Consider the following 23,148-nt stretch of genomic DNA (forward strand, 5'->3'; position numbering starts at 1 on the left):
CTGGGGCGCGGGTCCGGTGGCGAGCGCCGGGCCTGGCTGCACTCGCCGTGGCGGCTCCCCAAGATCTTTGCCAGAGCCGAGATTTGACGGCACCGCCGTGCCGTCGCTGCGTCGAGTGATCAATTCGCTGGGCCTTGGCAAGGAGTGTCCGTAAGGTTCCTGCATGACGGATGAGGATGAGCGGGCCGTGCAGGCGGCCATCGACGGGGAGATGCGGCTTCTCGATCCCGAGGTGCGTGCTTCCCCGGCCCGTGTCCTGGAGCTCCTGGATCCGGAGTTCACCGAGATCGGGGCTTCCGGACGCCGGTGGGACGTGGAGTCGATCCTCACGGTGACGAGTGGGGGTTCGGTGTCCCCGGTCTCTCCGGTCAAGGTCAGTGACATGTCCGGAGTCGTCCTCGCTCCAGGCGTCGTTCATGTGACGTATTTCGCCGAGAACCAGGGCCGTAGGGCATGGCGGAGCTCTTTGTGGCGTCTGACGGCGACGGGCTGGCGGCTGTACTTCCATCAGGCCACTTTGACCGGTTGAGGCTGAAGGGACGAGAGCGAACTTGTCGGTGCGGCGGGCCGGTTCGAGCCCGGCCGCGCCTGGAAAGGGTGCCGGCTTGCGGATCAGGGCTTCGAGGTCACCCTGATCCGCTTGCCGATCAACCGAACCGGCATCGAGTAGTGGTGGGTGCGGACCGCGATCCGGCTGTAGCGGTCAAGTCGCGGCGTGACGGGCCGACTTTGCTGTCGGCTCCCGTCGGTCTCCGTGCAAGGCCTGCTGGTGCCACACCACGGGGAGCGTTTCCCCGCCATCATGACGCGCGTTCGGTGCGTTCTCTCGGGCGCTCAACTGACCTGCGAACTCCGCGTTTTCTTCAAAGCGCGGGCATGGGTACTCCACTGGCTGGTGGCCGAACGTGACCCCCGTGAAGCCATGGCTTCTGAGTGGCGTGTTTGGATGTGTTCATGATCGTTAACGCGCAGGAAACATCCGAGCCGCGGACGTACGTGGACCGCATTCTGGAGCACTGGTGCAAGGACGAGGACGCTGAGGCGCTCGTCCAGGGGGCGCAGCGGCTGAGCAGGGGAGAGGCTCGGCGGCGGCTGTTCAGGTTGGGACATGCTCTGCGCGGGCAGGGGCTCGCGCCCGGCGACGGAGTGGGGCTGTTCCTGGCCAACCGCGTGGACTCCGTCCTGGTGCAGCTCGCCGTCCATCTCATCGGCTGCCGCGTCGTGTTCCTGCCGCCCGAGCCAGGGCCCGGCGAGCTCGCCGCGCTGGTCGAGCAGTCCCGGGCGCGCGCCGTGGTCACCGACCCGCTGTTCGCGCAACGGGCCGCCGACGCGGCCGGCCGCAGCGTCCACGCCCCCGTACTGCTCAGCCTCGGGCCCTGTGAGCAAGAGTGCACGGACCTGCTGGCCCTGGCGGCCGAGTGCCCGGCCGTGCGCCCCGACGGCGTGCCCGCCCCGGGAGCGGACGAAGCCGTCACCGTCCTCTACACCGGCGGAACTCTGGGCCATCCCAAGCTCGCCGCGCACAGCCACCGGCTTTACGAAGCGCTGCTGGACCTGGTGGACGATGCCCCGCAGAACTCACGCCCCGCGATCTTCCCGACCCTGAACCAGGGCACGGACAGGGTGCTCGTCTCCACGCTGCTCACGCACGGCAGCGGCCACCTCGTCTCGGTCCAGGCCCTGGTGACAGGGTCCGTCCTCGTCGTGCTGCCCGAGTTCGAACCGGGCGCGGCGCTGACGGTACTGCACGACGAGCGGATCACCGCCACCATGTTCGTACCGCCCATGCTGTACGCGGTTCTCGACCACCCGGAGTGCAAGCCGGACGCCCTGCCCGCGCTGCGGCGGATCGCTGTCGGTGGCGCGGCCACGTCGCCCAGCCGGCTGCAGCAGGCGGTCGAGGTGTTCGGGCCCGTGCTCAGCCAGGGCTACGGGCAGTCGGAGGCGCTCGGCATCACCGTGTTCAGTGCGGAGGATCTCGCCTCGGAGGGAGCCCGCCGCCCCGAGCTCTGGCGCAGCTGCGGTCGCGCGATACCCGGCGTCGAGATCGAGATCCGTGGGGAAGACAGCGCGGCGGCACTGCCCGTCCGGCAGGTCGGCGAGGTGTGCGTCCGTGGTGAGACGGTGATGCTCGGCTACTACGAGGACCCGGAGCGCACCGCGGCGGCGCTGCACGACGGCTGGTTGCGCACCGGGGACATGGGATATCTCGATGCCGATGGGTACCTCTATCTCGTCGACCGGGCCAAGGACATCATCGTCACCGGCAGCACCAGCGACAACGTCTACTCCAGGGTCCTGGAGGATTTCCTGCTCACGCTTCCCGGTGTGCGCAACGCGGCGGCGCTGGGTGTGCCGGACGAGGAGTACGGCGAGGCCGTCCAGATCTTCCTGGCCACGGCCGAGGGTGCTGACGTCGACCCGGAGGCGGTCGGCGCGGCGGTGACCGCCGAGTTGGGAGAGCTGTACACGCCCCGGAAGACGGTGCTGCTGGACCACCTGCCGACGACCAAGGTCGGCAAGGTGGACAAGAAGGCGCTGCGCGCCGCGTGGACGAGCGGGGACCTGGACACGCCGTAGGCTCCGTCGTCGTGGAGGCACCCCGGCCGACGCGGGGTCATGTGCGCCGGGAAGGCAGAGCCTTTGTGGCTCATCTCGGCCGGCCGCCCTTTCCGCTGTGAAGAGGCGAAAGTGCGGCATCGCTGCGCTCTGGGCGCCCTGTCGGGAGGTCGCCGGGGCTGTGTCCTCGTGGAGCTCCCTCCCGGCCCGCCCATCTGGCGGTGGCCGTGTCAGACGCGGAGCGCTGGCCGAACCGGTTCCTGAGGGCGTGCGCGAGCGGATCACGTTGCCCGAGCAGCGGCCCGTACTCGACCGGCCCGGCGCCGCCCACCCGGGTGTGCACCGGGACCGTCTGCTGTTCAGCGCCAAGGAGAGGTTCGACTTCGACCAGTGCGCGATCACGCCCGACCCGGAGCGCGGCACGGTCCGCAAGGGGCCCGGCCCGGTGGGGGGATGCGCCTGGACCGCCTCCATGGACGGGGCGGGTCCGGCACAGGGTGGTCGCGACCGCTGTGATGATCCCCGCGCCTACCAGTGAGCGGGCCGTGTGAGCGCCGGCGGCAGTACGGTGGCCGCGTCGCCCTTGGCCGCGTTCAGCTGCGCCTGGGTGAGGAACAGCGCGCCGGTGAGGTCCGCGCCGCTCAGGTCGGCGTCCCGCAGGTCGGCCCCGATCAGGTCGGCGTCGCGCAGATCGGCCTCGCTGAGGTCGGCCGCGACGAGGAGGGCGCCGCGCAGGCTCGCCCCCCTGAGGTCGGCGCCGGACAGTTTCGCGCCGATCAGATCGGCTCCGCGGTGGTTCTTCTTACGGCCTGGGACCTGGGCTCGCGTCAGCTCGCTGGCCCGCAGCAGCAGTGTGTTGACCTCGCCGCGCAGCGCGTTCATGTCCAGCTGGGTGATCGACTCGGCGCTGCCGCGCGTCAGGCCGTCGATGTGGGCCCGCGCCTTCCGGAGCTCCTCGTGGACGGGGCGGGCCGGTACGAGGCCGAGCGCCTCGGTGACGTACCAGAGCAGCTCGTGCAGCTGCCGCATGAAGGGGAAGACCTGGAACATGGAGCGCGCCGTCTTCGGCGCCTGACGCCAGTCGGTGCCGTCGAAGGTGATCTGGGACACCTTTTGCCCGGCCCCGAAACAGTCGAAGACGGTGCAGCCCGGGTAGCCCTTGTCGCGCAGCTGTGCGTGGATGCCGCAGCGGAAGTCCTGCTGGAGGTTCGAGCACGGCTGGCCGGCGGGCTTGTTGACGGCGAAGTCGGCTGAGCGGGCGAAGGGCAGGGCCACGCAGCACAGGCCGAAGCAGTTGGCGCAGTCGGCCTGCAGATCCTTGCGGTTCTCGGAGGCCTTGCGGTCCTCGGAGGCCTTGCCGTTCTGGGGCGCCGGGTGATCGTGCGAGGTCTTGCGGTCCCGGGGCGCCTTGCGGTCGTCCCGGAGTGGCCTGCGGTTCTGGTTCCTGGAGTCCGGCTGGTTCTTGGAGTCCTGCTGGCGCTTGCGGGTGGGCCGGTCGGTCCCGGCCGGCCGGCTGGTGCGGTCCTGGCCCGCGGTGTCGCGCTCCCGGCCCTTGCTCGGGGTATCGCCGTCGAGGCCCGGGCCTGCGGACGGACGCTTGCCCTCGTCTGCCTGGGACGGGCGCCCCTGCCCACCGGCGGCGGACGGCCGTCGACGTCCCCCGGCTGAGGCGGGCTGCTTGCGGACCTCGCCCGCGGAGGGGCGCTTGCGCCCTCCGGAGGAAGAGGGGGCTCCGTGCTGTGGCGACACCGTGCGTGCTCCTGTTGGGCGACGAACACCGCGTACCGCGGCGCTCCGAGAACGGCTTTCATTCTCGCAGACGGCGCGCGGCGCCCGACCGAGCGGATGGGCCGGGGTTGTCCGGATTCGGGCGACAGGTGTCGTGTCCGAGTGGCCGGTGGGGCCGAGGGCGCCGGTACCGGGCGGCAGGAGCGGGGCCCGGGCGCCCGTGACAGCCGCAGCACCGGTCGCGTTCTGGGGCAGCGCAGATCCGCCCCGCCCGAACCCCGCCAGCCGTGGCCCTGACAGCCGGCCCCCGACGGTCGTCGGAGCGGTCGGCGGCGCCGTGCCGAGGTCTCGGCCGGTTCGCGCGGCGATGCCCGAGCAACCCCGTTCGCGCATTGCACGTCCGACGAGGTCTCGTCCCCTCAGTCCTCGTAGACCGGCGGCTGCCGACCATGGGCGGTGACGAGCTGGCCGCCGACGGCAGGCCCTCCCTGCTCTGCCCCAGCGACAGGCTGATCGGCGGGATGGCCGGAGACGTTGAAGGCGGCCGTGAAGGGCCGTGGGCGAAGATGCGGCGCCGCCGGGAGCGCGCGCTCTGGCCGGGGCCGTCGTAGGCCAACATGACGTGCGGCGCCAGGAAGGGCGACCAGGGTCGGGGTGACCAGCAGGTCGTGGTCGAGGCGGAAGCGCCCTACGGACCGGTGACGTGGTCCTGGGCCTCTATTACCGCCAGCACGGCGAGCGCGGTGAACGCCTCGGCCTCGGCGAGTACCGCGCGCGAAACGCCCTCCTGCGAGGCAGGGCCCGGGCGGCCGGGGGCGCCCCGGAGGCCGGGACGGAAACGGGGCACCGGCGTCCTTGCGCGGGCACGGCGGTGGTGGCCCGCGCTCCCCCCGGAGGGCGGGCCACCACACAGGTCAACCGCTCACCAGCTGCCGCTGCACCCCTTGCTGGAGCAGACCTCCAGCACGACGTTCTTCTGGTGCGTGAAGCTGCCGTAGAACCCCGGCTTCCACTTGTTGTCGATCAGTGCGTACAGCGCCACCCCGGAGCTGTGGTTGTAGGTGCCCCAGCTCCCCTTGTAATAGCCGCCGCCGGTGCCCTGCCAGGTCTTCCAGACATGGGCGTACTTGCCGTCCGGGGTGTACAGGTATGTGCTTCCGGAACCGGCCGGACGCGCGAGCGCGGCGGGAGCCGCCGTCGCCGCCGGGGCGAGGGCCAACGCGCCGCCGACCAGCGCCGCCGTTGCCACAGCGGCAGCGATGTCCTTGCGGATGTGCATGATCTGCCTTCCTTGTCTGTGACGAGCCGTCACCGCTGCAACCGCGTGGTCGCTGCGCGGAGTCCAGACGGCGTTCCGTCTCGAACACGGTGTGCCGCAGTCCGGCGAGCCTCCCGCCCGCCGAGCTCCAGGACATGGAAGTGACTCTGGCCGACCCCTGCCGTGGATGTCTTTGGCGATTCGCGCCTTTATGTTGGCTCACAGCGCCCTTTCGCCCCCCGTGGGACCGGCGGAAGGATACGTGTGTGCCTGTCATGGGTGGGGGCTCCGATGAAGACGGTGTTCAGCACTGATGAACTGCCCGTGTCCGAGCGGACCGAGGCGTGGGTCGCGGCCACAACTGAATCACTCGTTCCCAACCGATTCACGTTTCCGGACCGGGCCACCTTCGGCGCACGATTGCAGGCCATGCCGTTGGGCGCTTCCCAGCTCTGCGCGTTGTCGTACGCCGCCCTGTACTCGCGCCGCACCCCCGCCCTGATCAGGCAGTCCGATCCCGAGCACTATCAGGTAGGTCTCATCAGGTCCGGGCGGCAGGGCATCGACCAGGCCCGTCGGCGGGCTCTGGTGGGCGCCGGCGATCTCGTGCTCTACGACAGCTCGCGCCCCTTCGACGCCGTGGTGCCCACCTCCCGGCCACGGTCCGAGTCCTTGCTGCTGCAGTTCCCCAAGAACCGTCTGCCCCTGCCCGAGCGTCAGATCGCACGGCTGCTGGCCGTACCGATCCCGGGCAGCCACGGTGTCGGCCGCCTGCTGGCCGACTTCCTCGGCACACTGGCCGCCGAAGAAGCCGCTTACACGGTCCGTGACCGGTTCCGGCTGGAGGGCACGGCGATCGACCTGGTAGCGGCAACGCTGGCGCACCACCTCGACCGGGACGGCGACCTGCCGCCGGAGTCCCGTCAGCACGTCCTGTTCATGCAAATCAGCGCCTATATCGAACAGCATCTGGCCGACCCGGACCTCGGTCCGGCCCGTCTCGCAGCAGTCCACCACATCTCGCTGCGACACCTGCACCGCATCTTCCAGGAACGCCACACCACCGTGGCCGGACTCATCCGGCAGACCAGACTGGACCGCTGCCGCCGCGACCTGGCCGACCCTGCCCAGCGCGGTATCGCCGTCCACACGATCGCCGCCCGCTGGGGCTTCCAGGACGCTGCCGCGTTCTCCCGGACCTTCCGCACCACCACCGGATGTTCGCCCACCGAATACCGTGCCGCCTGCCTCACCGGCCCGACCCATCCATCCCACCGGTGACTCCTCGCGCCGTGAACGCGACGACGAACGCCCGTGAGGGCCGGCCATCACGGTTGCGAGCGGGCCGTCTCCGTCGGCAAGTCGACTGGGCTGCCCTTGCGGGCCCGAGCATGGAGGAGAACGCGGGGCTGGGTCCAGCGGTGTCGAGTGGTCCAAAGCACCACCCGTTCAGGCCAGCGCCTCGACGACGGCCTCCTCGAACGCGAATTCACCGTCGGCGAGATCCCCGGCACTCTGCGGACGCCTGGATCCGCCGCACCGGCCCCGCTGATCCTGATCGGCCTCCCGTGGGCCACAAGGGCGGCTTGCACAGGCGGGAATCGCGGCACTGGCCCGGGCCCGGGAATCCGCAGCGTACGGCTACGCGGTGGCCGCCATCGACGTCCACGGGCACGGGGACCGACCCCGTTCCGCTGGCGAGGAGAGCCCGCACCGACCTGTGCCGGGCGATGCGGGCCGGCGAGCCGGTCGAGGAGTTCCTGCTGCAGGGGGATGACGAAGGGAACGCCGACAGCACGTGGGCCATGCCCACGCCAGCGTGTCATGCAGGGGCGGGTTGACTGACGCGCGCCCAGGACCCCTTCAAAGAGGCTATGCATCGAGTGTATACATCACGTGTATAGTCCTGGGGCATGGCTCCTGTGACCGCGTCCCGTCGCGACACCCCCGTCACCGTCCTCACCGCGACCGCCGCCTTTGGAGTGCTGCTCGGCTGGGCAACGTACGCGCTACATGGGACGACACCTCTGTTGGAGCGGGCGACCAACTCGTCGTCTACCTGGATCATCTGGACTGCCGCAGCCGGAGCGCTGATCCGTGCACGGTCGCTCGCCGTCTGGGGCGGGGCGTTGATGATGCTCGCCACCTGCGGTGGCTACTACGCGGCGTCCGCTCTCGGAGGCACCTTCGGGAGCGGAGGGCTCGGCACCGCCGTCGTATGGTCAGTGGCGGGGTTGGTCGGAGGCCCTCTGCTGGGATGGGCAGGGTGGACCGTGCGACGCGGGCGGGGCGACCTGCGGGCGGTAGCCGGAGCGGTTATCACGATGGTGGTGCTGGGGGAGGGGCTCTGGCTCGGGCTGGGGCTCCATTACTGGGGAGAAGCGGTTGTCTACCTGACCGTTGGCGTGCTGCTCACCGGCCTCCTGACCGTCTACCTGGTGCGCACCGGGGTGCACCGCTACTGGCTGTGCCCCGTACTCGCTCTTGTGGGCGGTCTCGCCTTCTACCTCGCCGAGAAGGGCATCCTCAACGGTCTGCTCGGATCGGCTTGACTCCGTCCAACTCGTCACTCGATCGAATGCGCCGGTCACAGCCACTCGTTGATGGCCACTACAGGGACGGCCGCTTCGTGGCGGATCGCGGGCTTGTCGTATCCCGTGGCCACGGCCAGTGCCTTTTGAGGCGGTTGATGCCGCACTTGACCGTATGCCGAGCCGTGTAGTCCTGCGGATCGAACTTCGGTGGCCGACCGCCGCGCGAACCGCGTTTCTTGCGGTTGCGGGCCTGGTCGGTCAGGCGTGCGCCTTGTCGGCGCGCACGCGATCCGGCCGGGTGCGCGGTCTGCCCGCGCCAAGTCGCAGGACGCGGATGCTGCTCAGGACAGGCTCGAACTGCGGGGAGACGCCCCGCTGCCCGGTCGTGATCACGAGGGGCATGGGCTTGTGGCCTGTGGCAGCTCAACGACAACGGCCGCATGGACGTCCTCGACACCTCGGCCCAGCCCGCCGAGCTGCGCGCCCGCGTGGACCACGTCGTTTGACCGCGTCGCCGCGAACTCCAGGCTCACAGCCGCCGGCCCGGGCACCCTTGATCCGACCACACTGCCGTCCGGTAACGCTCTGCACCTCGCGCTCGGACCGCTGGGGCACCCTCGTCGCCGCCATGCGCCCGGCGCGGACCCACAAGTAGGCCAGCCTCGGTGCGCATGGTGCAGCGTCTTCACCAAGCGGGGCAGGCCGAGGGATGGCCCGCCGGGGGGAGGGAGAGTCGCTGCTCGCATGTCTGATGTGAGGTGCGCACACCCCGACCGATCGCGCAGCGGTCCTTGACGAGGTGGTGAAGGGCGGGGCGCCGGGGTCCTGCCGGTCGAGACCGGCGTCAGGATGCTGACCGGCGCCGGGTACCCGATCGATGACGCCCAGAAGGAGGTCACCTGTATCCAGGCGAGGGCCGTATGGGCTGCTGCCCACCTTGCCGCCGCGACGGGCGACAACGCAGCCGTCCGGGAAGACCATGGGCTGCCCGAGGCCAACCGAGATCCCGCAGGTTCCGCTGGCGGTGCACCCGCCAGTGATGGAGGGCAGGAGTCTCGGTGCTTTGGTCAGTGGGTGCTGTAGTCAGGGTCAGGGAGAGAGCCGGCGTCCGGGAGCGGACGCCGACCTCGCAGGCCGAGCCGCTTGATGCTGACCGCACGCAGCAGGCCGTCGACCTCCTTCAGCGCCGTGTCGTGCAGCTCGCGCAGGTGTGGATTCTGGCTCAGCCGGCTCAGGACCCCGGAGACGTCCACGAGACCGGTGACGACGTAGTTCTGCTGGTACCAACCCATCCGGGCGTCCTGCCGCTTGATGGCGTCCTCGGTCGACTCGGAGTCCTTGAACTTCGCTGTGGCCAATCCGATCTCCTCGGCCATGCGCACCCGCATGTCGCCGGCGATCCGAACCATGGCGTGGCGGATCGCCTTCTGCCGTCTGCCCGTCTGACTCAGGGCGCTGTTGACCACTTCCTCCACGAAGTTCTCGATCAACGGATCCGGCAGGAAGTCAGCGTCGTATCGCTGCCGAACCGCCGCCCGGGAGCGATGGTGGACGAGGTGCGACCGGAACGTGAGCGCGGTGATCCGGAGCTTCTCCAGGTCGGCGGCCCGCTGTTTCCCGCGCTCCTGTCGCTGCGAGGTGAGCACAGCCATAAGGGGCGCGAGGACGGCTGACGTGAGCGCGGCGATCGGTACGGTCTTGAGGATGAAATCGCCCCAGGAGAGGCCGCGTGGGGGCTGCTGCTTGGGAGACGTGGACGCCGCGAGCTCGGCGAGATCCGAGAGGAGCATGGGCTGGATTGTGTACGGGGATCCGGATTCCGTCCATCGTGATCAGTGATCCGTTCGTTGTTCGAGGATGGCTGAGCTGATAGCCGGCGCGGGGTGCTGGAGATCTGTGGAGGGTTCACGCATGACGGGTCCCTCGCTCTCCAACGCGCTCGTACCGGTCGGGCACCGCCGTGACGGGCGGCTCAGGTACCCCGACCTCGGAGCCTCGCCCGAGGACGACTCGAACACGCCCGAGCCGCGCCCAGGCATCCCCCTGGCCATGTACGGAGCCGTCCTCGTCGTCATGGCTCCGCTCATGGCCGTTGGCGTGCTGCCCGAGATCAAGCCTTCCGGGCCGTTCACCACCCGCTCGGGGATCACCTGGATGGTCGAGTTCGGCGGCCTGGCATGCGCCGTTCTGGGCCTCGGTCTCGTCGTGGCCGCTCGCTCCTATGCCGCCCGCACCAGCCCCGTCTGTGCCAGTGCCACGGCGACGAACCGGGCCGAAGAACCGAGTAACGGGAGTGCTCGAACAATGTGACAGCGCGGTCCACACGGCCGTTCGGCGACCTCAACCACGCCCGGCACCGACCGTGACCACCCGAACGAAGGGGCCGGCCGCGCATGGGTGCGTGGAGGACCAACGCTGGATCCTGTCCCGGGTGGCCACGGTGATCGCGCGGCGCTTCCATGTCCGCTTCAGACCGGCCCAGACCTGGCGCATCTTGCATCGGATGGGCTTCATGGTGCAGTTCCCTGTGCGTCGGCGCCGCCGAGCACGACGAAGAGGTGGTGGCCACCTGGCTCAGGGAGACCTGGCCGAGCGTGGAAGGACGGTGAGGGACCAGGACGCGTGGCTGTGCCTCGCCGATGAGTCGGGCCAGGTGCTCAGGCCGCCGACAGCACGGACCTGGTCCCGTCGCGGCCACACGGCGCGCGTGACAGTCCGGGCGGGAGGCTCGGTATGTATCTCCCGCGCCGGCTTGGTGCGGAGCGGGCCGGGCCGGCGGACTGGAACCGACCGCCCGGCCCGGTCCTCAGATCTCGCCCGCAGCCGCCCGTAACCGCCCACTGGTGTGTCGCCTGGCCGGAGCCCCGCTGCCCCGTCCTCCGGTCCTCGGCAGCAGCAGGGGCGCGTCGGGGCGTGGGCGAGCGCCGGCCGGTCAGATCAGCGGGGTGATCTGGTCCTCGATACCGAGCAGGGCCCGGCCGTACATCTCGGTCGCGATGGCGGGGTTGACCATGGCGTGCCGCGTACCAGTCCCCAGATCCCGCCAGATGCGCTGCAGCGGACTGTCGTCGGAGAAACTCCGGGTCCCCTGGATGCTCAGCAGCAGATCTACTGCATCTCGTGAGCAACGGGCGACCGTGCCGATATCCATGCGCGTCCGGGTCCGGTTGACCAGGGGCATGCACTGGCCGCTCGCCGCCCAGCTGTCGACATCGTCCGCGGCCCGCATCAGGTGCAGGGTGGCAGTGTCGATCAACGATGCTGCCTCGGCGAGCTGTATCTGGGTGGAGGGTGCCTCGCGTGCCTGCGCGTAGTGCGTGTGCGAAATGCCCCGGCCCGTGGCGAGGGAGGCCAGCACCAGCTCCATCGCACCGCGGGCCAGGCCCAGCAGCGGGCCGGCGAGCGACAGGGCGAGCGTCGGGACGAACGCCGCGCGGTACAGGGTCTCGTCCTTGAACTCGGTCGGACAAGTGCCCTGGAGCGCGTGGGTCACCGACAGAATGCGGTGGGCCGGGACGAAGACGCCGTCGGCGATGAGGGTGTTGCTGCCGGTGCCGCGCATCCCGGCAACGTGCCAGGTGTCCTCGATCGTCAGCTGGTCCATCGGGACCAGGGCCAGTGCTTGGTCCAGGCGCTCGCCGCGCTCGTCCGTGAGCGTCATGCCTAGCAGCGCCCATCGCGCGTGGAGACAGCCGGAGGCAAAGCCCCACCGTCCGGTGACGATGCTGCCTGCGTCGACTGTCCTGCCGGTCCCCTGGGGTGGCAGGACCGCACAGGCGCGGGTGCCGGGATCCTGCGCGTAGACCTCACGCTGCGCGCGTTGGGGATAGAGGCCGATGAGCCAGCCCGAGATGTTGATCAAGCTGGTGGTCCAGGCAGTCGACCCGCAGCCGCGGCCGAGTTCGGAACTCACTTCGACCAGCGTGCGGATGCGTTCCTGGTGGCCGCCGAGCCGCTGGGGAACGGTGAGGCTGAACAGGCCGGCCTCATCGAGTGCCGCGATGTTCTCCGCAGCGACACAGCGGTCCTGTTCGGTGCGGGCGGCATTGCGCCGGAGTAACTCGACCAGGGCTGCGGCCCGTCCGGGCAGCGTGGCCGGCTCGATGTCCGGGGCAGGTTCCGCGGCGCCCATCGTCATGAGAGGTCCTCCTTCGCACGTGAACCGGCCGGGCAGGAGGCCGGCGGCCAGGCCCGACACCGTACTCGTATTTCTGCCCGCGCCCCCTGGTGCGGGGGCCGCCTGCTGCACGGAGTCGAAAGACCGCGCCTGCGCCTCGTCAGCGAGGGCGATCCCACGTGTTCTCGGTTCGCGGTCGCCCTCAGGTGGCTCCGCTCATGACTTCCGGCTCTGGATCGACTTTTGTGCGCGCTTACCGAGCGCAATACCGGCGGCACGTGGTCGTGATGCGGCTTCCTGGAATCCCACAGGATCGTTCTCCGGCCGCTCTTGTCAGCCGAGGACACCCCCAGGGCCCCGTCCCGCGAGCCTGGCCACCAGCTCACCCGGATCGTCCTGCCCGCCCGCCTGCTCAGCGAGTCACTCACCGCCCAGCGCTTCGACGACCACGACCATGTCCCCACCATGAGGCGTTCCGCGCCCGCACCACCGCCCACCTGCCCGAGCTGATGACCGGTCGGCTCGTCCGCTGGTTCACCGTCCGCCTCGACGGCCATCGTCGCTGTAGGCCTTGTCCGCGGCAAGACAGTGGGGCGTCTCGCAGGGCCAGCCCGGACCGAGGCGGGGAACTCGGATCTTCTCCAGCACGGGCTTGGACTGGGTGCGGTCCGTCCGCCGCCCTGGCGTGATGACCAAGGAGAGAGGGCGGCAGCGGCCGGCGCGCCGCAATCCGTCGAATGCCGGCGAGACCCGGCGGGAACGGACGGGTCGGAGAGGATGCATGCTGCCGCGGCGCCACCGTAGCCCGAGCCCCAAGGGCCGGTGGTCGAGCAGGAGAGGCGCCGCGGCTGCGACCCGTGCGTCGACCGGTACTTCACCGGCATCGCGCACCGGGTCCGCGGCACCCTCGACCGGAGCCTCACCACCAACCGCTGCGGCGCCGGATCCACCCCCTGCGGCCCGCAGACCTTCGGCGAACGACCCGTCGGAGACACGCTCTTTCAGAGCTTGTCCCCACTCCCCGCCGAGCCGGCCAAGGGTGTGAGGAGGGTGCGGAGGTCGATGACGCGGTAGCCACGTGCGGTGATCGCGTCGAGGATCCGTGGCAGGGCTTGGGCGTCGATCACCTCGGTGTGCCCCTCGTTCGCGCCGACGTGCATCTGTACGATCGCCCCTGGACGCAGCGCGTCCAGCGCCCGGCGCACCGCGCGGTCCACGGTCATGCCGCCGTCGGTGCCCTTCCACCCGTTGGTGTCGGTGGTGAATTCGATATCGGCGAACCCCAGCCCGTTGACCTCCCTGATCTGGGCAGGGCTGGTCTCGCTGTAGGGGAACCGGAAGAACGGCGTCAGGGCCCGTCCTGCCCCGGCCGCGCGCAGGGCCCGGTCCGCTGCCCGGACCTCCCGGCGCCTCCCGGCGGCGGTCAGATCCTTGAAGTAGGGGTGGCTGTAGGAGTGGTTGCCCAGCCCGTGCCCTGCGGTCGCAAGTCTCCTGACCACCTCGGGGTAGCGGTCGGCGAAGTCGCCTGTCAGGAAGAACGTGGCAGGCGCATGCCGGCGGGCGAGCTCACTGAGAACGCTGTCCAGACCGGCGTCGTTCCAGGCCGCGTTGAACGTCACCGCGACCGCCCGCTCACGCGTACGGATCACACGGTTCTCCGACCCGAACAGCGTTCGCAGGCCGTCCGCAGTCGCCACCGGGTGCATCGAAGAAGCTCTCGACATCCCAGCCAGTAGCCCGGACACCACCCCACAAGTCCCAGCGAGCAGCCCGGCAGCCACCAAACGGCGGGAGGCAAGAAGGCGTGTGGCGAGAGAGCGCGATTCCATGCCACCGTCATCGGCTGACTGATACTCGCCCTTGAGTCTGTACCGCGGAAGGCTCCCACGTCCGCCGATCGGGTCTTGTCAACGATCGCTCGGTGATAACTGTGCCGGTTACCAGGGGCCGACAGCGGTGTCCCAGCTTTGCGTGCGCTGAGGCCGGTCCCGGATGCCTCGTGTGGTGTCCGGCCGGCAGTGGGGGCACGCCGGTATGTCTGGTATGTTCCGCCGCGGCGCGTCGAGCGTCTCGGCCGGGGCGCGGGGCGCGGGGCTCGGGGCTCGGGGTGACAGCGGCCGCTTTTGGCCGCTGCCCGGCAGTCACCGGTGTACACCGGGTCCACGTTGGTGCGGTGGAGGCTGTACCGGATCAGCCATTCCGGCTCCGGCGGCCGGCCTCGGGGTCGCGCAGTAGACGTTTCGGCACGACGTCGAAGTCCGGCTCCTGCGACGCCTTCGGGGGCCGGCCACTGCGACGAGAGGCCGCCCGGGCGGCGGACTCCGGCAGGGCGGGGGTGCTGCGCACCTTCACCCCCCGCCGGACTACCTGCTGGTCAACAGGGTTCTCGGCAGTGCGACCGCGGTCCTGCGCCGCCTGGACTGCACCTTCCCGTACCGGGCCGAGGCCAAGCGGTGGATCCCCGGATTCGCCTTTCCGAAGGGGCGGGGCGGGGACAAAAGCGGGCGGTGAGCGCCGAGGCGCAAACGGAACCTGATGAGGCGCCCCAGCCCGTGGTTTTGCCTCTTCGACTGACCGGTTGCACGTGGACACAATCAAGGCATGGGGCGGCACGTGGTTACAATGCGCTGCGCGCTACAGCTACCGGGGAATGTCCGGCCAGCGCGCCGCCATGGAGAACACGGCCTCATGCGCACCACCTCACCTGTCTCGCACGCTTTGTGGACCGCCTTCGCCGCTTTGACCGTTGTTGTGGCCCTGGTATTTGCCGGTTGAGGCCCGCCTTTGATGATGTTCCGCGCAGCTTTGCGGGCAGGCGGGCCTCGAATCGGTGAGCGGTCAGGTAGCAGTGTGGTCGATGAGTCTTGGCCGGTATCACATCTGCTCAGGACAAGAGGGGCTGTTCTTCCGACTCGGTCAGTTTCACGGTGCACAGACCGCCACGGTCGGTCTTCACATCCACCACCTCAAGCTGCGTGCCCGGCAGGAGAATGAACTCCTCCTCGCCCGTGAAGGCGGAATAGTCGCGAATGCCGACGGCCCGTGCGGGCTGCACCTCGAAGAGCGTTCGCTTGCCACGACTGCCGAGGAACGCCCGTGCCACGCCGAGCTCGGATGTGCACGAGGACACGCCCCACCAGGTCACGGTCCGCCCCACCGGGTACTGCGCCCGCAGGTCCAGCGGTACTCCGCGCCACAGCGGCTCCTTGCGTACCGGAAGCCCCGACACCGCGGAGAACAGCAGCCGCAGATAGGGGAGGTACGGGACGACCTTCGAGCGGTCCGGATGGCGCAGGACAGCGTTGATCTCCCGGTAGAACGCGGATTCGCAGGTGTAGAGGTAGAGGGCGGCGACGGCGTCGGCGGACAGGCCCGAGGCGCCTTCGTCCGCCCGGAGCTTGCCGAACTCGTGCGACCGCTGGACGTGCCGGTCCAGACCGCGCAGCAGCTTGGCGACGGGGCCGACGGCGTCACGGAAGTCCATGAGCGGGGTGTCGAATACGCCGGTGATCGCCTCAAGGACGAGGCCTTCGTCCTTGACGCTGGAAAGCCGCTCCAGGTACAGCTGGTGCAGCTCCATGGTGGACGTGATGAATGCGCCCATGCGCTCGGCGACGCCGCTGCCCGTCCCGCCGGCCTCTGCCGCGGTCCTGTCCCACCCTCGGCTCGGCAGCCAGTCGACCGCGTCGGCGCCCACCGACGCGAGGGCGTCGTTCACCATGTCGAAGTGGTCGCCGTCGCAGAAGATGTCCCCCTGCGCGGCGGGGTTGCAGTGGTCGATGTGCCGGACCTCGACCTCGGGGTACTTCTTCTGAAGTCGGAGGACGACCTGCTTCAGACTGCGTGCGTGGGCCCCCCACCACGCGAAGACGACACCGCGGTCCTCCTCGTCGGCGTTCTGCTTGGCCTTGAGTATCTCCTCGACGATCCGCTCGGCGACCGGACGCCAGAACCCGGTGTGCGGGTCGGCTCCCCTTGGCCCGTCGCTGCTGGCGGTGAGGGCCGCGTTCAGCAGCAGTACGCCCTGCGTGAGCATCGCCTGGAACCACTCCGGCGGCTGGACGGTGTCCTGCTCCTTCAGCAACGCGCGGATGTCGGCGATCGGCGTCTTCTTGGGGATGCCGTACTTCCACATCGCCGCCGCCTTGATGATGCAGCGGATGCTGACGACCCTGCCGAACTGGCTGTCCTTCCAGTCGTGGAAGGTGTTGTCGAACATGGCGATGCCGGTGGCGCTCTCCGGCCGGGGGTACGGGTTCTGCCCGAAGATGACGACCTTCCACTTGTGGGGCGGGTTGGGCTTGAGCGCCTGGAAGGTCAGCTCGCGGACGGGAACCACATCCGGGCCCCGGCCCGGGCCGATGAACGAGGCTGCGTTCGGCTGCGCCTCGATGACCGGACTCAGCAGCGGGAGCCACGGTTCACCGCCGTCCTTGAACAGTTCGGCGAGGGCGAGCGGGTCGTTCGGATCGGGCTGGGCCGAGGCGTTGTCATTGATCACGGCCGGGAGGCTAGCAGCGGGGTACGACAACGTGATCGCCCAACTGCGTTGTCAGTGGGCCCCTGTAGCGTCGTGATCACTGGAAAGCCCCTTTCCCGACGGGAGTGTGGAAGATGACCGTGAACCGCGTGCAGCCGCCGCTCAAGGTGGTCTTGACCGACATCAACACCAGCGTGGTGCACGCGTGGCGGGCGGCGTTCGCCGATACTCCGGGGGTAGAGATCCGCAAGGGATCGATCCTCGACGAGACCGTCGACGCCTGGGTCAGCCCGACCAACTCGCGGGGCCTGATGAACGGCGGGGTCGACGCCGTCATCAAGCGCCACCTCGGCGCGGGGATCCAACTGCGCGTACAGCGGGCGATCCGCGACCAGTTCGAGGGAAGGCTCCCGGTGGGAAGTGCGGTGTGCGTTCCATCCGGGGCGACCAACCCGAAGTTCCTGATCTCGACACCGACGATGGAACAGTCCTCGCAGAACGTGAGCGAGACCCTCAACGTCGCCCTGGCGTGCGCCGCCGCTTTCCAGGCGATCCACCGCCAGAACAACGGAGCACCCGGCAGCATCAAGTCGGTGGCACTGGTCGGCATGGGCGCCCAGACGGGCCGGGTACCGGCACGCGTGTGCGCCAACCTGATGTGGACGGGCTACACGCTGTTCAACGACTACTGCTTCGACGACTACGACAACCTGCGCCACACGATCATCGCCCAACTCGACGACATAGAAAACGCCCCCACCGAAACCCGGGTACGCATAGCGCCGCCCAACCGGGCGTCATCCCATCGGTGACCGGCGCGTGGACCGACTTGCCCCACCCCAAAGGCGTGTGTGAGGGACTCCCGACTCCCTGACTTGATCTTTGACGTCCGACGTCGAACGGTGCGTCGAACTTCCTGGCCGCCCGGCACGACGGCTGGCCGATGCGGAGCGCGAGGGGAATCGTCGTGGTCACGTGTCTCGCGCTGGTCGTCCGGGCGTTGCTGCTGCCATGACGGCAGAACTTCGGCTGTCCTGCACGGACTTGCTGACCACTACGCGGCGTATGTCGGCGGCGCCTGGACCTGGATCGGGCAGTGGATCCGCGCCGGCGTTGCCGAGGTGTATCAGGCCGCCTTCTACGACCGCGGCGCCGCCGTGTCCGGGCGTCCGGCGGAGCTGCCCGAGGCCACACGCTCCGTGCTCACGGCGGCACGGTCGCCGGCCGACCGGCTCCACCGGGTGCCCGTCCTGGTCATCCCGTGTCTGGAACTGGCCGACGGGCGGTTGCCGGAGGACAACCAGGCCGGTCTGTGGTGATCGTTGTTGCCCGCTGTCTGGAGCGATGCGCTGGCCGCCCGCAGCCGTGGTGCGGTCACCGCCTGGACGGCGGCCCATCCGGACCGTGAGCAGGAGGTCGCCGACCTGCTGGGCCCGCCGCGGCATGACGCCTGACCGGCGTAACAGCTGGTTCTCGGCGTCACCCCGCCCGGCGGGGAGCTGGAGGCCGACGCGCCGAGGTCATGGTGTCTGCTCCCGCTGAGGGAGCAAGCGCCGTGGCTTCGGACCGCGGTCGTGCTGCACACGGCGGGGGCAGTACGGCCGGCCTTCGGGTGACTGCGCAGCGCGGCGACCTTGTTCGCCGAGCCGCACGCTGACCAGCCGCTGGGCACGACCGGGTCAGGCTCACCGCTCCTACCGCTTCGCGATGTACAGAAAACTTGACACCGTGTCGCAGCTGCTTGACACTCGCCGTGTCAAGCTTTCTTTACATAGGGAGTGGCAGTGGCATGTGAAGAGAGACGTGCCTGGATCATGGTGCTGGTCACGATCGCGTCGTACGCGGCCTACCTGGCCGTCGTCCTGCGGCGGCACGAAGGAGCGGCGCCGCTGACGCAGACGCCCTATGTGTCCGCGCTGCTGTGGACGGTCGGTGTGGCGATCGTCGCGCAGATCGTGCTGAACATCATGGTGGGGATCGTGTCTTCCGAGGGCGCGAACGACAAGGATCAGCGTGACCGGGAGATCCACCGCTTCGGCATGTACGTCGGACAGTCGTTCATCGTGATCGGCGGCGTGGCAGGGCTCGTCCTGGCGATGCTCCGGGCCGACCAGTTCTGGATCGCCAACGCGCTCTACCTCGCGTTCGTCCTCTCGGCGATCCTGTCGTCCACGGCGAAGATCGCCGCCTACCGGCTGGGCTTCCACCCGTGGTGAGGCCGACGAAGGTCACCAATGCGATCCGGGCGCTGCGCTTCGCCCACGGCGAGATGACCCAGGCCGAACTCGCCCGCCGCATCGGTGTGACCCGCCAGACCGTCATCGCCATCGAGCAGGGCCGTTACTCGCCCACCCTGGAGATGGCCTTCCAGATCGCCCGAGTGTTCGGCGTCCCGCTCGACGAAGTGTTCCAGTACCCCCAAAGCGACGAAACGGGCGAAATCGAGGGAGAGGTCACGTGAAAGCCATCGTCCAGGACACCTATGGACCACCCGAGGCGCTGCGTCTCGAAGAGATCGCACCGCCGGAGCCCGGGAGCGGCGAGGTGCTCATACAGGTCCAGGCGGCCTCCGTCGACCCCGGCGTCTGGCACCTCACCACGGGCCAGCCATACCTCATCCGTGCCCTGGGCTTCGGGCTGCGGGCGCCCAAGGCACGCGTCCGGGGCATGGATGTCGCAGGACGTGTCGAGGCCGTCGGCCCGGACGTCACCCGTTTCCAGCCCGGCGACGAGGTGTACGGCACCTGCGATGGCTCATTCGCCGAGTACGCCTGCGCCAAGCAGGACAGGCTCGCCCGCAAGCCCGGCAACACCGGCTTCGAGGAGGCGGCCGTCGTCCCGGTCTCCGGGTGCACCGCCCTCCAGGCGCTGCGCGATGTCGGGCGACTGCGGTCTGGGCAGAGCGTCCTCGTCATCGGCGCCGGGGGCGGCGTGGGCACGTTCGCCGTGCAACTGGCCAAACACCTGGGGGCGGCCCACGTCACCGGCGTCTGCAGCGGCGCCACGGCAGACCTCATCCGTTCCCTCGGTGCCGACGAAGTCATCGACTACACGCTCCAGGACCCCACCGACGGAGCCCGCCGCTACGACCTCATCCTCGACATCGCCGGCAACCGCTCCCTGTCCGGGCTCCGCCAGGCTCTCGGCCCTCGCGGAACGCTGGTCCTCGTCGGTGGTGAGGACGGCGGGAAGTGGTTCGGCGGCACAGGCCGGCTGCTGCGGGCGCTGCTGCTGTCGCCGTTCACCGGCCAGCGCCTCCGCGGCTTCTTCTCCACGCAGAACCACGACGATCTGCGGCTCCTCGCGGAGCTCATCGAGGCGGGCTCGATGACCCCCGTCATCGACCGGGTCTTCCCGCTGGCCGAGGTCCCCGAGGTGGTCGGCTATCTGAGAAGTGGCGATGCACGCGGGAAAATAGCCGTCAGGGTCTGAGAGTTCCGCGCGGAACCGGCCATCGGCCGGCGGCGCCCGGCACCCCGCCTGGCGGCGTGGTTTCCTTCAGCAACCCCATCGCTCCGAAAGGGAAAGACATGCCAGAGCTGCGCCAGGCCCGCGTCTCCGACCACGGCACGATCGTCGCATGTGTGCACCAGTGGTGGGGGGACTCACGTACGCCCGCGCAGGCCCGCGAGCTCGCGCTCCTTCTCCCCAAGCTGTTCTTGCAGTTCTTCTCCGGCACCAGCCTTGTCCTGGAGGACGAAGCCGGCATCAGGGCGTTCCTCATAGGTTTTCACTCCGCCGACAACGACCAGGAGGCGTATATCCACTTCGTGGGAGTGGACCCCGGGCTTCGTGGGCAGGGGGCTGCTCGCCGTCTGTACACGACCTTCATCCGGCATGCCGCCGAGGTCGGCCGCACGGAGGTGCGGGCGATCACCTCGCCGGGGAATACCGGATCCATCGCCTTTCACCGCGCTATGGGGTTCACCCTCGAAAGCGGGGACCGAGAGGTCGATGGTCTGCCCCTGCACAGTGACTACGACGGGCCTGGGCAGGACCGGGTGTGCTTCTACAAGAAGATCGCCCTCTGATGCGCACTCATGACTTCGCCGGACGAGGCAGCGGATGGGCGCCGGCCGGGTTGGTGTCCTCGCCGAGGTAGGTGCCGTAGCCCTCGACAACCAGCGGGCCGTCGAAGATCAGCACCTCGTTGACCAGGCCGCCCTTCTGGTTGCGGTAGTTGATGACCAGGCAGTTCACGCCGACGTAGCTGCCCAGTACCTCGAACCGCAGGTCGGGGATGCGCCGCAGGCCCTCCGCCCAGTAGGCGCGCAGTGCGTCCTTGCCGCGGATGACCCCGTCCCCACCGAGCAGTTGCACGGCCACGGGAGACCGGAAGGAAACGTTCTCGGCGTAGTGCGACAGCACAGCGTCCAGTTCGTGCGCGTTCCACGCCGCAACCCAGGAGTCGACGAACTGCCGTGCGGTCGCATGATCCATGGGCGCATTATGCCCCAGTGCCGGGACGGCCATGGTGCGACCGGCCCTCGGCCGGTCCGAGGGGTCCAGCACCAGGCGCGCCGGCCACTTCCCGCGCTTGTACACCGTGCTCGCGGTGATCAAGTGGGTCGGACTTCACGAACAGGCCGGCGGAACATGGCGCGGTAGTCCCGTGGCCGCTGGCCCGTGTGCCGGGCGAAGATGGCGCTGAAGGTGCTCGTGTCCGCGTACCCGAGGTCGGCGGCGATGTGCGCGATGGTCCTGTCGGTGGTCTCCAGCAGATGACGGGCCCGGTGGACCCGAGCGGATTGCAGGTAGGCGAGCGGGGTCTGACCGGTCTCCTGACGGAAGCGACGGAGCATGGTGCGTGTGCTGATGTGGAACGCCTCGGCGAGCGCGGACAGGTCGTAGCGAGCCCCGAGATTCTGGTCGAGCCACCGCTTCACGCCGAGGGAGAACCCTTGGCCGACGGCGGGCATGAGGTCCGGGTCCATGTAGGGAGTCTGGGTGGAGCGTGCGTCGTCGATGAGCGCGATGCGTGCGGTGCTGCGGGCGACACGGGGGCCGTCGTGCTCACGGATCAACTGCAGTGCGAAGTCGTACATGGCGCTGAAGGCGGCGGTCGTCGTCACACCGCGGTCGGTGACCACCAGGCGCTCGGGGCGCACCTTCACGTTGCCGTACCGTCGGGCGAACTGATCGGCCAGCAGCCAGGACGTCGTCGCCTCGCGCCCGTCGAGCAGGCCGGCCTCAGCGACGAGGAAGGCGCCGACACAGATCGACACGACGACGACACCGGAGGCGGCCTGCGACCGGAGCGACGCCACTTCGGGCCCCAGGTTCGCGAGCGTCGCGTCGAGATCGAGTCTGGGTGAAAGCTCGAAGCCCGGCACGATCAGGACGTCGACCGGGCGCAACGCCGAGACCTCGATGGCCGAGCCGCCGGACGCGACCACCCGCCGCCTGGGCGAGACGACGGACACCTCGTACGGCGGACGGTCCGGCCCGTCCGCCGCTGCTATGTGATCGGCCATGGTCAGCAGATCGGGGATCCCGAACACCTCCGAGGCGAAGCAGCCGGGATACGCGAGCACACCCAAACGCAGCGTTTTCATGGTCCTCCTGCTCCCGGCGGTGGCGATATCACCGCTCTATGTGGCGATGTCGCCGCTTCCTCGCACGGCACTGTCTCATCACACTCTCGACCATGACAACGATGCGAACGCGGCGCGACGACCCCCTGGACGACTTCTCCCGGAGAGTCGTCAGCGTCGATGACGTCGGCAAGACCGTGTACGTCGCCGGAACCGGACCCGGCGTCATCCTGATGCCCGAGATGCCGGGCATCAGCCCTGACGTCGCGCGGTTGGCACGCTGGGTCCGCGAGGCCGGCTTCCGTGTGTACCTGCCCTCTCTCTTCGGCGTCGACGGCGCCTACCCCACCACCGAGGCGGGCGAGGCCGTCGTCCGGCGCGCATGCGTCAGCGCCGAGTTCCGTGCCTTTGCCGGGGGTGGCACCAGTCCCGTCGTGGCGTGGCTGCGCGGCCTCGCGCGGATCGCGCACACGGAGTGCGGCGGGCCGGGCGTCGGCGCGGTCGGACTGTGCTTCACCGGCAACTTCGCGCTGACGATGGCACTCGAACCGGCTGTCATCGCCCCGGTCGTCAATCATCCCTCGCTGCCGCTCGACGACCCCGGCGGTCTGGAGATGGGAGACGAAGACGCGGTTGCCCTGGCCGAACGCATCGAACGAGACGGCTTGAAGGTACTCGCCTACCGCTTCGACAACGACAGGTGGTGCACGGGTCAGCGGTTCGCGGCCTATCAGGCGCTGCTCGGCCAAGCGTTCGACGGCCGGGTGCTTCCCGCCGACGCGGCGAACAGGAACCCTCCGCCCTTCTTCCGCGACGTCGTCGGATGCGCCCACAGCGTCGTCACGGCACATCTCGTCGACGAGCAGGGTCACCCCACGCTGCGCGCCCGTGACGAGATCACCGACTTCCTCACGGAGCGGCTCAGCGGGTGACACATA

The 23,148-nt window shown here is 69.4% G+C and carries 24 protein-coding genes and 2 pseudogenes; 17 read left to right on the forward strand and 9 right to left on the reverse strand.

All coding sequences use genetic code 11. The features are described 5' to 3' along the window. Positions 1-163: 163 nt before the first annotated feature. The 3 genes from ABT171_RS09730 (at position 164) to ABT171_RS09740 (ending at position 3,097) form a co-directional block, all read left to right on the forward strand. Positions 164-529 (forward strand): nuclear transport factor 2 family protein, encoded by a 366-nt coding sequence (locus ABT171_RS09730; RefSeq protein WP_351241636.1) that lies wholly within the window; start codon positions 164-166, stop codon positions 527-529. A 425-nt stretch (positions 530-954) separates the two neighbouring features. Continuing rightward, positions 955-2,580, forward strand: a complete 1,626-nt coding sequence (locus tag ABT171_RS09735; protein ID WP_351241638.1) for a class I adenylate-forming enzyme family protein — start codon at positions 955-957, stop codon at positions 2,578-2,580. 247 nt (positions 2,581-2,827) lie between these two features. Continuing rightward, positions 2,828-3,097: a hypothetical protein gene (locus ABT171_RS09740; protein ID WP_351241640.1), complete on the forward strand. Its 270-nt coding sequence runs from the start codon at positions 2,828-2,830 to the stop codon at positions 3,095-3,097. On the opposite strand, the gene ABT171_RS09745 is transcribed toward ABT171_RS09740, so the two are convergent. The 3 genes from ABT171_RS09745 to ABT171_RS09755 all read right to left on the reverse strand — a co-directional run bounded on the left by ABT171_RS09745 (position 3,088) and on the right by ABT171_RS09755 (position 5,566). Beyond that, on the reverse strand, positions 3,088-3,873 hold the full coding sequence (locus ABT171_RS09745; protein ID WP_351241768.1) for a pentapeptide repeat-containing protein: 786 nt from the start codon (positions 3,871-3,873) through the stop codon (positions 3,088-3,090). The two genes, ABT171_RS09740 and ABT171_RS09745, sit on opposite strands and share 10 nt — an antisense overlap. 1,102 nt (positions 3,874-4,975) lie before the next feature. Further along, positions 4,976-5,134 carry a hypothetical protein gene (locus ABT171_RS09750; RefSeq protein WP_351241642.1) on the reverse strand — a complete coding sequence of 53 codons (159 nt, stop codon included), beginning with the start codon at positions 5,132-5,134 and terminating at the stop codon, positions 4,976-4,978. Between the two features lie 75 nt (positions 5,135-5,209). Continuing rightward, positions 5,210-5,566 (reverse strand): hypothetical protein, encoded by a 357-nt coding sequence (locus tag ABT171_RS09755; RefSeq protein WP_351241644.1) that lies wholly within the window; start codon positions 5,564-5,566, stop codon positions 5,210-5,212. Positions 5,567-5,836: 270 nt separating this feature from the next. On the opposite strand from ABT171_RS09755, the gene ABT171_RS09760 reads away from it, so the two are divergent. From ABT171_RS09760 to ABT171_RS09765, 3 genes and pseudogenes are all read left to right on the forward strand, one after another. Further along, positions 5,837-6,826: an AraC-like ligand-binding domain-containing protein gene (locus ABT171_RS09760; RefSeq protein ID WP_351241646.1), complete on the forward strand. Its 990-nt coding sequence runs from the start codon at positions 5,837-5,839 to the stop codon at positions 6,824-6,826. Positions 6,827-6,973: 147 nt separating this feature from the next. Continuing rightward, positions 6,974-7,308 (forward strand): annotated as a pseudogene (locus ABT171_RS41860) (alpha/beta hydrolase); the annotation flags it as partial. 150 nt (positions 7,309-7,458) lie between these two features. Then, positions 7,459-8,097, forward strand: a complete 639-nt coding sequence (locus ABT171_RS09765) for a DUF6518 family protein (RefSeq protein ID WP_351241648.1) — start codon at positions 7,459-7,461, stop codon at positions 8,095-8,097. A gap of 1,049 nt (positions 8,098-9,146) precedes the next feature. Here ABT171_RS09765 and ABT171_RS09770 read toward each other — a convergent pair. Next, positions 9,147-9,869 carry a hypothetical protein gene (locus ABT171_RS09770; RefSeq protein WP_351241650.1) on the reverse strand — a complete coding sequence of 241 codons (723 nt, stop codon included), beginning with the start codon at positions 9,867-9,869 and terminating at the stop codon, positions 9,147-9,149. Between the two features lie 121 nt (positions 9,870-9,990). On the opposite strand from ABT171_RS09770, the gene ABT171_RS09775 reads away from it, so the two are divergent. Together ABT171_RS09775 and ABT171_RS09780 are read left to right on the forward strand one after the other, a co-directional pair. Further along, positions 9,991-10,389 (forward strand): hypothetical protein, encoded by a 399-nt coding sequence (locus ABT171_RS09775; protein WP_351241652.1) that lies wholly within the window; start codon positions 9,991-9,993, stop codon positions 10,387-10,389. A gap of 67 nt (positions 10,390-10,456) precedes the next feature. Beyond that, a pseudogene (locus ABT171_RS09780) lies at positions 10,457-10,861 on the forward strand (winged helix-turn-helix domain-containing protein); the annotation flags it as partial. A 150-nt stretch (positions 10,862-11,011) separates the two neighbouring features. Here the strand turns inward: ABT171_RS09780 and ABT171_RS09785 are convergent. Further along, the gene (locus ABT171_RS09785; protein ID WP_351241656.1) at positions 11,012-12,211 is read right to left on the reverse strand and encodes an acyl-CoA dehydrogenase family protein; all 1,200 of its coding nucleotides are present in this window, start codon (positions 12,209-12,211) and stop codon (positions 11,012-11,014) included. A gap of 315 nt (positions 12,212-12,526) precedes the next feature. On the opposite strand from ABT171_RS09785, the gene ABT171_RS09790 reads away from it, so the two are divergent. Further along, the gene (locus ABT171_RS09790) at positions 12,527-12,706 is read left to right on the forward strand and encodes a hypothetical protein (protein ID WP_351241658.1); all 180 of its coding nucleotides are present in this window, start codon (positions 12,527-12,529) and stop codon (positions 12,704-12,706) included. Positions 12,707-13,197: 491 nt separating this feature from the next. Here ABT171_RS09790 and ABT171_RS09795 read toward each other — a convergent pair whose 3' ends face one another. Both ABT171_RS09795 and ABT171_RS09800 read right to left on the reverse strand, forming a co-directional pair. Next, positions 13,198-13,902, reverse strand: a complete 705-nt coding sequence (locus ABT171_RS09795) for a polysaccharide deacetylase family protein (RefSeq protein ID WP_503074630.1) — start codon at positions 13,900-13,902, stop codon at positions 13,198-13,200. Between the two features lie 1,178 nt (positions 13,903-15,080). Then, on the reverse strand, positions 15,081-16,697 hold the full coding sequence (locus ABT171_RS09800; protein ID WP_351241662.1) for an ADP-ribosyltransferase domain-containing protein: 1,617 nt from the start codon (positions 16,695-16,697) through the stop codon (positions 15,081-15,083). A 113-nt stretch (positions 16,698-16,810) separates the two neighbouring features. Between ABT171_RS09800 and ABT171_RS09805 the strand changes: the two genes are divergently transcribed. The 7 genes from ABT171_RS09805 to ABT171_RS09835 all read left to right on the forward strand — a co-directional run bounded on the left by ABT171_RS09805 (position 16,811) and on the right by ABT171_RS09835 (position 20,707). Further along, entirely contained in the window at positions 16,811-17,488 is a 678-nt protein-coding gene (locus ABT171_RS09805; RefSeq protein WP_351241664.1) for a macro domain-containing protein, read from the forward strand. A 309-nt stretch (positions 17,489-17,797) separates the two neighbouring features. Then, positions 17,798-17,995 carry a hypothetical protein gene (locus ABT171_RS09810; RefSeq protein ID WP_351241666.1) on the forward strand — a complete coding sequence of 66 codons (198 nt, stop codon included), beginning with the start codon at positions 17,798-17,800 and terminating at the stop codon, positions 17,993-17,995. Between the two features lie 6 nt (positions 17,996-18,001). Then, positions 18,002-18,130 (forward strand): hypothetical protein, encoded by a 129-nt coding sequence (locus ABT171_RS09815; RefSeq protein ID WP_351241668.1) that lies wholly within the window; start codon positions 18,002-18,004, stop codon positions 18,128-18,130. Positions 18,131-18,460: 330 nt separating this feature from the next. After that, positions 18,461-18,892 carry a hypothetical protein gene (locus tag ABT171_RS09820; protein ID WP_351241670.1) on the forward strand — a complete coding sequence of 144 codons (432 nt, stop codon included), beginning with the start codon at positions 18,461-18,463 and terminating at the stop codon, positions 18,890-18,892. After that, the gene (locus tag ABT171_RS09825; protein WP_351241672.1) at positions 18,886-19,137 is read left to right on the forward strand and encodes a helix-turn-helix transcriptional regulator; all 252 of its coding nucleotides are present in this window, start codon (positions 18,886-18,888) and stop codon (positions 19,135-19,137) included. The genes ABT171_RS09820 and ABT171_RS09825 overlap by 7 nt, the downstream gene beginning before the upstream one ends. Further along, the gene (locus ABT171_RS09830) at positions 19,134-20,108 is read left to right on the forward strand and encodes an NAD(P)-dependent alcohol dehydrogenase (RefSeq protein WP_351241674.1); all 975 of its coding nucleotides are present in this window, start codon (positions 19,134-19,136) and stop codon (positions 20,106-20,108) included. The genes ABT171_RS09825 and ABT171_RS09830 overlap by 4 nt, the downstream gene beginning before the upstream one ends. Before the next feature lie 98 nt (positions 20,109-20,206). Beyond that, on the forward strand, positions 20,207-20,707 hold the full coding sequence (locus tag ABT171_RS09835) for a GNAT family N-acetyltransferase (protein WP_351241676.1): 501 nt from the start codon (positions 20,207-20,209) through the stop codon (positions 20,705-20,707). Positions 20,708-20,714: 7 nt separating this feature from the next. Here ABT171_RS09835 and ABT171_RS09840 read toward each other — a convergent pair whose 3' ends face one another. Together ABT171_RS09840 and ABT171_RS09845 are read right to left on the reverse strand one after the other, a co-directional pair. Continuing rightward, positions 20,715-21,116, reverse strand: coding sequence for a YybH family protein (locus tag ABT171_RS09840; RefSeq protein ID WP_351241678.1), 402 nt, complete (start codon positions 21,114-21,116; stop codon positions 20,715-20,717). Between the two features lie 119 nt (positions 21,117-21,235). Beyond that, positions 21,236-22,231, reverse strand: coding sequence for a GlxA family transcriptional regulator (locus tag ABT171_RS09845; RefSeq protein ID WP_351241680.1), 996 nt, complete (start codon positions 22,229-22,231; stop codon positions 21,236-21,238). Positions 22,232-22,323: 92 nt separating this feature from the next. On the opposite strand from ABT171_RS09845, the gene ABT171_RS09850 reads away from it, so the two are divergent. Then, on the forward strand, positions 22,324-23,142 hold the full coding sequence (locus tag ABT171_RS09850) for a dienelactone hydrolase family protein (protein ID WP_351241682.1): 819 nt from the start codon (positions 22,324-22,326) through the stop codon (positions 23,140-23,142). Positions 23,143-23,148 lie beyond the last annotated feature (6 nt).

It is taken from the genome of Streptomyces sp. NPDC001851, from assembly GCF_040297165.1.
Classification (GTDB): domain Bacteria; phylum Actinomycetota; class Actinomycetes; order Streptomycetales; family Streptomycetaceae; genus Streptomyces.